13 protein-coding genes are annotated in these 12833 nt (G+C 46.5%); 1 reads left to right on the top strand and 12 read right to left on the bottom strand.

Going from position 1 to position 12833, the window contains the following annotated elements:
• Positions 1-148: 148 nt before the first annotated feature.
• The 11 genes from MKY48_RS18600 to MKY48_RS18650 all read right to left on the bottom strand — a co-directional run bounded on the left by MKY48_RS18600 (position 149) and on the right by MKY48_RS18650 (position 10818).
• A complete protein-coding gene (locus MKY48_RS18600) occupies positions 149-1120 on the bottom strand; it encodes a metallophosphoesterase family protein (RefSeq protein WP_339290287.1) in 972 nt (323 codons plus the stop codon).
• The gene (locus tag MKY48_RS18605; protein ID WP_339290289.1) at positions 1095-2342 is read right to left on the bottom strand and encodes an MFS transporter; all 1248 of its coding nucleotides are present in this window, start codon (positions 2340-2342) and stop codon (positions 1095-1097) included. The genes MKY48_RS18600 and MKY48_RS18605 overlap by 26 nt, the downstream gene beginning before the upstream one ends.
• A complete protein-coding gene (locus MKY48_RS18610; RefSeq protein ID WP_339290291.1) occupies positions 2339-3157 on the bottom strand; it encodes an MBL fold metallo-hydrolase in 819 nt (272 codons plus the stop codon). The genes MKY48_RS18605 and MKY48_RS18610 overlap by 4 nt, the downstream gene beginning before the upstream one ends.
• 265 nt (positions 3158-3422) lie before the next feature.
• On the bottom strand, positions 3423-4190 hold the full coding sequence (locus tag MKY48_RS18615) for a DeoR/GlpR family DNA-binding transcription regulator (RefSeq protein WP_339265348.1): 768 nt from the start codon (positions 4188-4190) through the stop codon (positions 3423-3425).
• Between the two features lie 481 nt (positions 4191-4671).
• The gene (locus MKY48_RS18620; RefSeq protein ID WP_339290293.1) at positions 4672-5880 is read right to left on the bottom strand and encodes an MFS transporter; all 1209 of its coding nucleotides are present in this window, start codon (positions 5878-5880) and stop codon (positions 4672-4674) included.
• 78 nt (positions 5881-5958) lie between these two features.
• Positions 5959-6543 carry a helix-turn-helix domain-containing protein gene (locus MKY48_RS18625; protein WP_339290295.1) on the bottom strand — a complete coding sequence of 195 codons (585 nt, stop codon included), beginning with the start codon at positions 6541-6543 and terminating at the stop codon, positions 5959-5961.
• A 187-nt stretch (positions 6544-6730) separates the two neighbouring features.
• Positions 6731-7039 carry a hypothetical protein gene (locus MKY48_RS18630; protein WP_256720450.1) on the bottom strand — a complete coding sequence of 103 codons (309 nt, stop codon included), beginning with the start codon at positions 7037-7039 and terminating at the stop codon, positions 6731-6733.
• Between the two features lie 234 nt (positions 7040-7273).
• Positions 7274-7858, bottom strand: a complete 585-nt coding sequence (locus tag MKY48_RS18635) for a histidine phosphatase family protein (RefSeq protein ID WP_339290298.1) — start codon at positions 7856-7858, stop codon at positions 7274-7276.
• A gap of 245 nt (positions 7859-8103) precedes the next feature.
• Positions 8104-8931, bottom strand: a complete 828-nt coding sequence (locus MKY48_RS18640) for a phosphotransferase (RefSeq protein WP_339290300.1) — start codon at positions 8929-8931, stop codon at positions 8104-8106.
• Between the two features lie 108 nt (positions 8932-9039).
• Positions 9040-9441 (bottom strand): hypothetical protein, encoded by a 402-nt coding sequence (locus MKY48_RS18645; RefSeq protein WP_339290302.1) that lies wholly within the window; start codon positions 9439-9441, stop codon positions 9040-9042.
• A gap of 171 nt (positions 9442-9612) precedes the next feature.
• Entirely contained in the window at positions 9613-10818 is a 1206-nt protein-coding gene (locus MKY48_RS18650) for an MFS transporter (protein ID WP_339290304.1), read from the bottom strand.
• Positions 10819-10943: 125 nt separating this feature from the next.
• Between MKY48_RS18650 and MKY48_RS18655 the strand changes: the two genes are divergently transcribed.
• Complete coding sequence (locus MKY48_RS18655; RefSeq protein ID WP_339265362.1) at positions 10944-11558, top strand: TetR/AcrR family transcriptional regulator; 615 nt, start codon at positions 10944-10946, stop codon at positions 11556-11558.
• Between the two features lie 110 nt (positions 11559-11668).
• On the opposite strand, the gene MKY48_RS18660 is transcribed toward MKY48_RS18655, so the two are convergent.
• Positions 11669-12760 carry a hypothetical protein gene (locus tag MKY48_RS18660; protein WP_339265364.1) on the bottom strand — a complete coding sequence of 364 codons (1092 nt, stop codon included), beginning with the start codon at positions 12758-12760 and terminating at the stop codon, positions 11669-11671.
• Positions 12761-12833 lie beyond the last annotated feature (73 nt).

The following is a 12833-nucleotide window of genomic DNA, read 5'->3' on the forward strand; positions in this document are numbered from 1 at the left end:
TCTAAAAGAAAGAGGCAGATTGAATATGGCTCAGTATGAAAGGAAGAAAATTCGCAGCTTATTGTTAACTCTTTAGGAACTCTATTTTCAGGATGAAGAGAAATTGCGTGGAGGAGGTAGTGAATCAGAACTCTACCCTATTGATATACTATCGATGAAGCTGAGCGACCGGCTTATGTATCGGTAATTCCGCGATAAGTCCGTCGCTCTGGCGGATCCATGTCTCGAACTGTCGTTCGCCCGCCTTTAATCGAATGACTCTTGCTCCCGTCGGAAACTTATCTTTACGTATACCGTCTACATAACTAACGTAACGAGTAGACCTCCCGTAGCAAAGACGTATGCCGTGCAGTGTCCCGCAATAATCGTTTGAGTGGTCATGTCCGACGAACGTGCCCATCACATCGCCCATCTCTACCATGGCGGCAAACAAGCCTGAATTTACCTTCGGCGAGCTGATCCATTCGCTGCAATGGCCCTCACACACTTTCGTCTTCCATACCTCATCGTATTCGGGCAGCGGAATATGGAAAAAAGCCAGTGCGGGCAAAGGCGCCCCGCCATTTTGCTCGGCCAATTGCCGTGATTCGGATACATACCATTCGATTTGATCTCGGCGTATCCAGTCGTATCCGCCCACCGCTTCAATCGGTGAGTAATCGCCGCTATCGAGGAAAAACAACGAGACCGCTGGCTTCTCCGCCCGATCGTTAATCGTCAGCACGTAGTTTCCCGCTCCGCTAACCCCCGGAGGATCCGGTTGGGCTACGCAATATTCATGCAGGAGCTGCTCCTCATGCATTCTCTTTCGTGGCAAGCTCCCTTCCGAGTCATGATTGCCAAACACAGCCGCCCATGCTACGCGGTTTTCTTCAGCGACAGCGACCGCGCTTCGGAACGATTGAAGTGGATCTTTGCTTCTAGCACTTGCCGTTAAGTCGCCTGCAAACACAACAAGATCCGGCTGCTCAATCGCGATGATTCTCTCCATCGTCGCCTTCGTCATCGAGTCGAGAAGCGGCGTCTCCGGATCCAGGTCCTCAGCGTCAATAAACTCTACATCAGAAAATTGTACGATGACAAACGTTCCATCCTCACGAAACTTTAGCTTTTTCACCAAGGTATACCCGCCCCTTTGTCGCATATTCCTTCCAATACCATAACCCGATCAAAATGAATACAGCAGCGCACGCCAAATACATCGATGTCACGCCATACTGCAAACCGACCACCCAATAAATCAATGTCGGACCGATCGCCGCCCCTAAATCGGTAGATACGGAATAAGCGGTCATGACTGTAATAACGGATGTGCTCTTCGCAGCGTCAGAAGCCATAGCGTCCATGATCGTACCCAGCGCAGTGCTTGTAATCATGACGAAAATGACAATAACAATCCAAATACCGATCGGCAGCTGCCACGGAAGTAATGCGTAACCGGCTGCCGCACCCGCCAACGAAAGCATAAATAAAGGCAGCCTTCCTCCCGGTCCATCCGTACGCTGTCCGAACCATCGAGCCAAGAACGGCTCCCAAGTACAGCGCAGCGCTGTCAATACGCCGCCTAACGCCGTACTGCCAATGATCAATCCGAACCATGGTATCCCCGTTGGATAACTCGTATCGATAAGATACGTGAGTGTCGCGCCGAACACGGCGTGCAGTAATGATATAATTAATCCGCTTAGAACGATTTTCTTCACCTGCAGCGACCACACCGTATTTATGTTACTACGTGTTAGTTCCATTTGATGTGTCCCGGAAGCTTTCCCTTGGTTTATGGATCCCGCGATCAACGGAAGTCCGACCAAGGCCATCATGCCAAACCATATCGAGACAGACCGTAACCCGAAGAAGGGCACAAGCAACCCTCCGAACAGTACGCCTACCAAGCTGCCAAGGCGCCACAACCCGTTATACGTTCCCATTAAGCGCCCTCGATTCGTATCGTCGGAGTAGCGAATGACGGTCAAATACCCGCCCATTCGCATCAAGGACCATGCAATCCCCCACACCGCTCGCAAAGCTATCCAAAGAACGAATCCTTTGAAGATGCCGTATCCTACTGTGGTAAGCGCCGCTAACAAAACGGAGATGAACAGACCGGTTCGAAGCGACATCCGATGATACAGCCAGCCAATTACAGGATTCAGGGGCAGCCTTACCAGTCGATTTACAGACAACAGTACGCCTACCTGCCAAAGCGCGTCCAGTCCCGCTTCCTTCCAATACACTGGGAGGACAATGTACAGCATGGAATCGCCGAAGAGGGTTAGCGCGGTTACGATGCCGACAATCCTAATCTGGCGCTGTTCAATTGCGTTGCTGCTGTCACTCGTCATAGGTCGACGATCAGACCATCGTATGCCACCTTAATACCCGCGGGTTCGAAAGCGCGTTCAAAATCATCATGCAGAAATCCGGAGTTATGTGTAAAATGAGTTACATATACAAGACCGTTACTCCCAAGCGTACCTTCTTCCCGCCACACGCGCTGAACCTCAAGCACAGTTTCAATCCCCATATGGTTTGGATTTCGATCATTGTTCGTAAAGCTATGCGTGCAATCGATTATCGCCATATCGATCACTTTGCCCTGAAGCCATTTCCAAGTATCCTCATGCAGCCATCCGGTGTCATTGCCGTAAAACAGCGTTTTGCCCCCTTTTTCTATGTAAAACAGCAAACAAGTTTCCATTGGGTCATGATTCGCAAGCAAAGGGGTGACTTGTGTGTCGCTGAGTGAAATCGTCTCGAACGGGCGCAATAAGTGGAACGCGAACCTGCCTCCAGCGTCCGGCCCAAGTGCGGCTATAGTCTGGTTAATGGCCGAATCGTTGCCGTAAATATGTAAGGGGTGATCGATACCGTGCGCAAATCCTTCAATACGGTTGTATAGATCCGATGGCTGAAAATGATCGTAATGCGTATGCGTGAACAATAGATGCTCAACCCCGCCCAAGTCGATCCGATCACGGAGCGCCTGCATATGCGAATCTGCGGAATAGTCAACCTTGATAACGCCATCAATCAATACAGAGCTTCTCGTTCGAATGTTTTTTCCTGCGAGCGACCTCGCGTTGCAGCAGGCGTCACAGCGGCAGAACGGGTTTGGAAATCCTTCCGCTGCAGCCGTTCCAAGAAAGTGGATTTTCATTGGTTTCTCCTCCTTTTTAGAAGCGATCGTTTATTTTCTTGACCCTTGATTAATACAGATAATACCACATATATACAATCAATCACATACAATTATTTATGATTTATAATCTATTTTCTTACGAAATCTGTTGACCGATCATACCTGTCCCATTAACACATAAACACACACAAACACAACCTCTTATAACCAAAAAACCGAGTATAAACATAAAATAAACGATCCCTGGTTCGTAAAAAACCAAAAATCGTTCATATGGATTCTATTATTTATAGACGATTTCGATGCCGCTTTTGCTAAATGTATCAACGATATCCCGGTCGATTTTGGAATCCGTCACAAATCGTTCGACCTCGGTGACTCCGCATACTTTGATAAATGAATTTTGTCCGAACTTGCTGCTGTCTGCGAGGGCGATGCAGCGCTTCGCGTTCGCGTGCATTATTTTTTTCACTTGGACTTCGCCGATTGCGTTATCGGTAATTCCTGCTTCCAACGTAACCCCGCTCATACTCATAAAGAACAAATCCGCATGAAAGCGGGAAGTAAACTCTTCTGCCAGATCGCCGATGATGCTTTGCTCTTGATGACGAATGACGCCCCCGGTCATAATCACCGTATAACCTGGCATCGAAACGAGTTCGTTCACGATCGAAAGCGAATTCGTAATAACGGTTAATCGGTCGAACTTGGCCTTCAACGCCTTAGCAATCTGAGTGTTCGTCGTACTTGGGTCAAGCGCGATGGACATCCCTTCGGTCACATAACGAACCGCGATTTGAGAAAGCTCGGTCTTCTCTTCCATATATATAGATTCGCGGATCGGCAGCGGGATTTCCCGGCTATAGTCGGGCTCCTTCAGAATCGCCCCGCCGTGCACCCGCCGCAGGTAACCTTCACTTTCTAAGTATTCGAGGTCACGTCTGATCGTCTCGAACGAAACCCCGAAATGCTCGATGAGCTCTGACGCTCGGATCGATTTGTCCTGATTCAGTTTCTGAATAATAATTTGATGCCGCTGCTCAGCAAACAACCACTCCACTCCTTACTTGCCTAGACTTCTTAATTAGAAGTTTACCATAAAAGCATTCAATCCTCCTGTTCAACCGTTTCGGGAGTTATTGTGGTGTTACCGCGTTATTTTACAAATAGCTTCATCAACTGTATGTAAATCGGATGTATCATGTAGCCAGTCGGGTTAACGGAATATCGTGTAGCCGTGTCTAGCTGCCGGATTCTGCCGTATATCTTCGCTGTATCGAAATGACGATATCCCGTTTGAATTGCCGCTGCGATGGTTTTTTCAAAGACAGCTGAAGATCCATATTTTCCCTTGTAGATGAAATGCCTACTATTTCGATTCATGTTTAAATTATAGCTGCGAAAAAATTAAAAAAGCCGCGATATTCCGCATGCTATGTCAAACATAAACTCCGATATATTCACACGTGCTCAACTAGAGCCTGTTAAAAAAATCGATGTCACATTCCTGTAAGAATCAACAGTCATTCAGCTTATATCGCCGTGTGCCCCTTTTTTTCCGTAAAAAAGTACAGTAATGCCAAGATCGGAAAAAGAACGCCAACCCACATCGCCGCTTTCCAGCCGCCCATGGCGTAAGCCCAACCTCCGACTGCAGAGCCTATGGCTCCACCCGCAAAAAAGATCGCCATATACATGCCGTTCAGCCGGCTGCGCACCTCATCTCCCAAAGCGAAGATCGCTCGCTGTCCCAACACCATATTGGCTGAAACGCCCATGTCTAGAAGGATGGCAGCAATGACCAGGATAACGATAGAGAATATAGAACCTCCAGGAAACATAATCGGCAAAAGCCCCGACAGTATCACCAGCACGATGGACAATCCGGTTGCCGAACGTATCAGACCTTTATCTGCAAAGCGGCCAGCTATAGGCGCTACCGCCGCGCCGGAAACCCCTGCCAAAGCGAACAGCGCTACGCCTGTTGATGAAAAATGAAACACCGGACTCGTTAAAACGAGCGGAACCGTTGTCCAGAACAGACTAAACATGCCGAACAAAAACGCGTGATACAGTGCGCGGCGCCGCAGAATCGGCGTTGTCTTGAGCAAATGCAGCATGGATGAGATGATTACCGGATATTTATCCTTAGTTTGCGGCTGCCTTGCCGGAAGGACTTTTGCCAATACAAAAGCCAGTACCAAGAGCATAGCGGAGGAAATAATAAAAATGGCGTGCCAGCCAAAATATTTATCCACCATACTTGATACCGGACGGGCCAACATGATTCCCAAAAACAGACCGCTCATTACGTTGCCTACATTACGTCCGCGCGTCTCCTCAGGAGAAAGATGCGCCGCATAGGGAATCAGGATCTGGGCCGCGACGGCCCCCACGCCTATAAACAAGGAGGCGGCAAGAAACAGCGCCGCGTTCTGTGCCTCAGCGGCGATGATTAATACAATGGACGTCAGAATCAACAGCGTAACCACCAGTTTGCGGTTTTCGAGCAAGTCTCCCAAAGGGACGATAAATAACAAGCCGATCCCGTAGCCGATTTGAGTCAGCGTGACGATCAAACCTGAGGCTTCCGAAGATAACCCTATTGCCGAGCTGATCGATTCAATTAAAGGTTGTGTATAATAAAGATTTGCAACGATCAACCCACAGGCAACAGCAAGAATCAATGTGATCCATGTAGAAACGGATTTCTCCAATCTTTCCTTTGCGTTTTCATTCATGTTAAGACTCCTTTTTTTATGAACTATTGCATTACAATACAGGAATGATCATTCCGGTTTGATGAAAAAAAAATAGATTTACAGCATCTCGAAGACCGCATTCATCATACCGTGGACTTTATTAATATCCCTCTGGACCCTGGCCATTACGTTGATGCTATGGTTGAGATTCAGCAGAAGGTACGAGAACATTTTAATATCTTTCTCCGGGGCTATCTCTCCCGTTTCTTGCCCTTTCTTTAACGTCTCATAAAACAGCTGCTCCAATTCCGTAAACCTTTGGCGAATCATATTCTGCAAGGGCTCATCCACCGTATCCAAACCAACAGAAGCATTCGTAATCAGACATCCATTGGGGAGAGCTTCGCCGTGCGTGGCAAAAGCGTTCATGATATGCAGCTCGAAATACTGGCGGATCCCCGCGATCGCAGAAGTTGCATGTATCATCTGATCGCGTTTTTTTTGCGACATTTTTTTATAATATTGGATGGCCTCGTAATACAGCGTCTGTTTATCCTGAAACGTTTCGTACATACTGGATCTGCTCAACTCCATGGATTCCAGTAAATCCGGTATGCTTGTAGCTTCATATCCTTTTTCCCAAAATACGATCATGGCCTTGCGCAGTACTTGCTCCCGGTCAAATTCCTTGGTCCGTCCCATTGATACCCCCTCCTTTTCTACATGAGTATAAACAAACTGGAACGAGTAGTCCAGTATTTTTTCAAGCAGCAGAAGACGATTCAAAAATGATACGGACGAGTATATTAAATGACCCTCACATCGGCCTGGGGTTCCAAAAATAATGAAGAGAAACGTCAACCTTCCCATGACCTTCCTCCTCATTCGTTCATTTAAATAGATTTTCGATAACCCCAAAATCGAAGTCGTTCACGATTTTATACTCCCTGTTGTACCTTTTATGATTGCTCGAACCGTTATAGATTCGCACGTGGTCTGAACTAAAGAAGTATACGGCAAAGGTTGGGCCGTTACGGCCCTGGAACCAAACTTCATATTCATCGTCACCGTGATCCACTCTGCTGGTTTTACGCAGTTTGACTTCGGAAAAGGTGTTCATGATGCGCTCGATCTCTGCGGGATCTGTAATTTCTATCACTTGCTCGTTCGGACGGAACCGATTTTTCCCGACGCTCATATGGCTAATAGTCCCAGGTTCATTCAACTGATCGAGGACTATCTCCTTAAACGATGTTCTGTTTTGAAACGCCGAATATATCATCGCGCTGATTAGAATCAAAACGCAAATTGCCAGAAAGACATACCATGTGCGTTTATTCAGCCGCCATCTCCTCCCTCGTGTCGAAATAAAGCGTCCACTTTGATTATAACATCAATCACAGCCCAGAATTATCCAATATCCAAAGTGTGGCTATATTTTCACCTTGTACCAGCCAGCTTCTCCTAAGAAATCAGACCTTGTCAATCCACCTTCACCTAACAAGCATCGGTAGTTCGTTACCGTTCCATCATGAGTTATGATAAAGACCCTCTTTACACGCAGCGCTTTAATCCACCTTATCAATCTCAATCCAAGTGGTGCGAATGCGGATTCAGACAACGTATTAATTCCCGTTTTCCATAACTCCGGATGATCCTTTTCCAATACAATATAGTCTGAATGGTCGGTTACGATCATACCAAGTGGATAGTGGATATCACATTTCAACATAAAGGCTTCGGGGTTTGAGGGCATCGGAAACATTCGTGGTCCAACGAGTGGGGTCACGTATTTCTTCGCCGAGTTCAATCCACATGTAACTATATTGGTGGTCTCAATTGTTCTTAATGTTGGGCTGGAGATAAACACATCCTCTTGATGAAATGAGAATTCTGACCTCAGTTTAGCTACCTGCTCGCGCCCCTTTTCGGTCAACCGGGGATTCACTGTATTCAGTCTGTCAGGGATGTCTGTATTATGTAAGCCTTGCCCATGACGAATAAAAATGATGTCCAATATTCCACACCCCTTTCAGTTATGAAGTGTTTATCAAACATCTAACCATACTTGTCCCGTCTTTTCCTCGCTTTTATAAATTACTGGAATTTGTCGATCAACGAAATTCCTTTTAGAATCCGCATCCTACTATCACTTAAAAAATCACGGGTCCAACCATCTGCTTGACTTAGATCCCAACTCCGGTGCATACCGACAACCACGATAATTTCACGCAGTCTCAGGAAGAGCTTCAGCTGATCCTTTCAGCCGTCAGGCATTTGACGGCCATCCTCTGTATAGCCCCGCTCGAAATGTTTCATGAAAAGTTCGTACTGCCGCTTACGCTCTGCCTTCGAATCTTCCCCGAATACGTAGAGCAAATAATAAAGCTGGATGGCAATGTCTTCGACATACCAACTGTACTGGCATTCATCGAAGTCAAAGAGCGTTATTTCCCCTGATTCATCAACCATGAAATTTCCTACATTGATATCTCCGTGTATCAAACCGAAATTATCAGTAGTAACACGGAGACTGGACAAATGTCTTTTAAGTTCATCAAGTGCATGAAGAATTGGTAGATGCTCTGCAGGTATATAATGTTTGGCCCGTAATAGGTATTCATTGCATTCCCATGTGTGTCTATTTGCCTTTTGTTTGTAACGCTTCGACAGTTCATGGAGACGGCCAGTCAGGCGTCCGCATTGCTCGTAGAGTACTGGATTATCCAGGCATTCTGGGTATCCGATTTTACGACCAGGCGCATATCTGAATGAGGTCACGTAGAAATCAATATGATTTCCTTGGATTCGTTCAAAGTCCTTTCCTTTAATCGAAGATACCGAGTCTGAAACTGCTAGACCATTCTCTGATAGATAACGAATCCATTCTATTTCAGCTGCAAGTCCTTCATCTGTGCGATGAGTGCTCGGTGTGAAACGGAGGATATATTTCATATGATTGCGATTGTAGGAATATACAAAATTTTGAAATCCTCCAATAAAAGTCAGCTCCTTGGGGCTAACTCCGAACCGTGCTGCACCTTCAATGGCATGTTCATCCAAGAACATTAATTTTATGTTTTGGTCCATGCGCACTCCTTTCATACGAACCCCATTTCGAATCGCTTGGGTGAAACTTAACTCAACATTAGGAATGCAGGATATCCCATATAACGGGTCCTAGTAAGATTATACATTTTAAAGGACCTCCCCCTTTTCCTCATACCAGCGGATCATTCTCCATTTGTCGTCTACTCTTTTCCACACTTCGAGTGAAATGGCTCGTACGATTTTAGTATCGTTTAGGTGCGTGACTTCATATGAAACTGCGGCCTGATCCTCAGATTGGGGAAGGATTTTCAGTCCCGAAAAAATAAACTTAATGTTTTTGCCTTTGTAATAACGTGCAGCATCTTCATTTCCTTTTTTAATTTGCTCGGCATTGTACATCTCCATTGTTCCCGTTGAAGGCATGTACAGGATGCCTTGAAATTCATCTGAATATAGCGTGTTCATTTCCTCGAATTCACCGTTTCTAAAATCATTGTGTAATTCCCCAAGCCGGTATATTTGAGAAGAGAGTTCTGATTCTATACTCATTATATGTTTCTCCTTTATGAATTTTAAAGATCCTTACTGGCATACTTACTTCAGGTGAGTATATACCGTTACTACCGATTTCATCACTAAATTAACGTTAATATATTACAAGCATAGCATAACATGGATTATACAAGTTTTATCCAGCATGAAAAACAAACCTATAAAGTCTTATGTTTTGCTGGGAAAACCATGTTTCTTCGAACTCCACGCAATAGTCAATGCAATGATCAGCAGAATCAACAGCACTCCCGGAAACGACTTGACTCCAATAAACTCCAACAAAGCACCCCCGACAATCCCGCCACCGGCGATGGCCAGATTCCAGACTGTAGTATTGATTGGCATTACGATGTCCACGCCTTCTTCACCACTTGCATCGGCAAGCGCTGTTTGCAGTATGGTTGCGGCACCGCCGAAGGTAAATCCCCATAATGCCACGACCGCATAAACGACGAACGCCGATGTGACGCCCATCCCTAGTGCTGCGGCTGCCAGCAGGAAGCCCAACAGACTAAGTAGTACAAGCAGGCGCAGGTGTCGATCTATCAACAGACCCACAATCCAGATCGAGATCAGTGCGAACGCTCCAAATACAAGCAAGACCAGATCAACACGCTCAACCAGTCCCAAAGGCTCAAGAAACGGCGCGATATACGTATATAAAATATTGTGTGCCAGCATCCACGTCAGTACCACCATAAGAATCGGACGGATGCCGGGCATAACAAACACTTGACGGATCGTCATACGTTGATTTCCAGGCTGTCCGGGATAGTCCGGCACCTGCCACAGAACCCATCCAATTAATGCGAGAGTCAGAAGTGACATGAGTCCGAATACAAGTCGCCAACCGATCAGATCACCGAGCAAGGTGCCAACCGGCACGCCTAGCGTAAGAGCAATCGGAGTACCAACCATCGCAACTGCCAAGGCACGACCTCTTAAAGCATCCGGAACCATACGACGTGCGTATCCGGGAATCATCCCCCATGCGGCACCGGCAGATACACCTGCGAAAAATCGCGCGACCAGCGTTAATGCATAGCTGCTTGACAGTGCGGTAATCGAGTTGAAGATGAAAAAACCTACAATAATAGCTAACAGAAGCGGACGTCGCCTCATCCCACCGGTAAACATAGCAAACGGAATTGCCGCCACAATGGAACCCAAAGCATAGGAAGTTACGAGCTGTCCGGCCATTCCTGTTGTAATATTCAAACCTCCCGAGATATGCGGTAGTAAACCGGCTGGAATGGTTTCTGTAAAGATACAAATAAAACCTGTCATCGCAAGCGCGAGCAGTGCTAACCAAGGAAGTCTGGCAGGCGTAATTACCGTTTGTGCCGTACTCGTGGAAGATGATAATTGAGACAAAATATTTTCCCCCTCATGATAAATTCAATTATGGATCGATCATTCCATATATTAAATTCACCCTTCTCCCTTGTCAAGGACTTCTGGATCGATTAGTATAAAAGTAATAAAGGAGGGGCATTTATATGGCACGAACGGGACGACCACGAGCTTTTAATCGTGACGAGGCAGTTGCTGCCGCCATGCTTCTGTTCTGGGAACACGGCTATGAATCCACTTCGCTTGCTCAGTTACGTGCTGCCATGGGCGATATATCTGCAGCGAGTTTCTATGCCGCTTTCGAATCAAAAGAATCTCTATTCCGAGAAGTAATGGATGAATATATCTCGAGGTATGGACAAGTTTCTGAAAGTTTCAGGGATACAAGTGTGACATCAAGAACGGCCATCGAACAAGGACTACGACGATCGGCTCAAATGCAGACAGAAGGCTCCCACCCTCTAGGTTGTCTGTTGATTTTGTCCGCTGTGAATTGTTCACCCGAGCAACAACACATCCGAGAGATGCTTGCCAAGGAACGAGCTAGGGTCCACAGTTGGCTAAAAGGCTGTATAGAGCGGGCCGTAGCCAATAAAGAGTTGCCGGATTCAACGGATATCCCCATGCTGGTAACCTTATTCGAAACATTTCTGCAAGGAATGTCGACGCAAGCACGAGACGGTGTTTCATACGAAGCCCTGGATGCCGCCATTACTCAACTGATGAGCATATGGGATTCATTATCGACGAAGTTAGGCTAACGCGACCATCATTAAGCCATAAAGTAAAATAAACAAAAAACCTGCTAGCCATGGCTAGCAGGTTTTGCTCTAACAATACTTCCCCTATTACTGAATACCCGGTCTGCTTTCTAGTATGTATCGCATCGGGTTCCGCAGGTACTTACCAGTGACTCCTTCGAGCCTTCGAGCAGCGTAATCAGTTTTTGCAGGAGAACAGGCTCTTCCTTTTGGAACTCATCGAACCGGAGCCTCAGCCGTTCAAACATTTCTTTATCTTCGCGAATTTCATGACGAATATACTGATCTCTCAGCTTCATCGCCCTTTTGGTGATATCCTTGTAGCCAGCCACAAGCTCTTCATCATACGGGATGATCCCCTCATCAACCAAGTATCCAATCCGTTCGCTCATCATCTTTTTGTGCTCCCAGAGCACATGAAGGTGTCTTACATCGTTACGGTCACCGAGCCGGGAATCGTTACCCTCTACGGCATCAAAGTACAGTTGCAAATAGTCGTAGACCTTAATTCCAAAAGCTTCCTCGTTGTCCGAATTGTAATTGATCCGGTTGAGATGAGTTTCTCCGTTTAAATAATCGCGCAGCTGATCAATCGCGGCCGTTTTATCAAAAGGATATGGAGAATGCGGCTCATATTTATAAAAGTACGTATGATGGTCGGCCGTGAGCCTCTCCTTTAGAAGATGCCTCATGGACTGAACGGCGTCCTGGAACTCCCGGAACGGGATCTGCAAATTGCGGTAAACTCCCGTATGATCGAACATCGACGCATAGAAGACACTTTCGTCCCAATCGAAACCATATAGAAAAAGATGATGTGGGAACGGCTCCTTCTGATAGGAGGCCGCCGGCGATAGCCTGGCTTCGTCCAAAAACACAACGCAATAATAGCCGTTTTGGATCTGATCCGCGAAAAATTTCGGCCAGGCGTCCAATGCCAAACTCTCCAGAATCGTATAATTGACCGAGCAGGTGAGAAGAAACGGGTTGTTGAAATTCAGTTCGTTGGGCTTGCCCCGAAAAAAATCGACATAATACTGCCTGCCGTCCTCCAGAAAGTTTTTTTTGCAAAACATCTGGATAAAATTGCTGTAATACCAAGGCATCGTTTCTTCGTGGATGCTGGTGATCGAGAGTGTGTAAGCCCACCGCAAAAATCCTTTAAGCGGCGGATTCACCACCGGAAGCTGAAACGCGTTCATCTGATTCTCCCCTTTCTGACAAGTGATCCGGAATCCTGACCAGCAGTGTTCGGTGCGATTGAGCCCGGGCGCA

This window comes from Paenibacillus sp. FSL W8-0187 (genome assembly GCF_037969755.1).
Taxonomy (GTDB): Bacteria; Bacillota; Bacilli; order Paenibacillales; family Paenibacillaceae; genus Paenibacillus_AQ.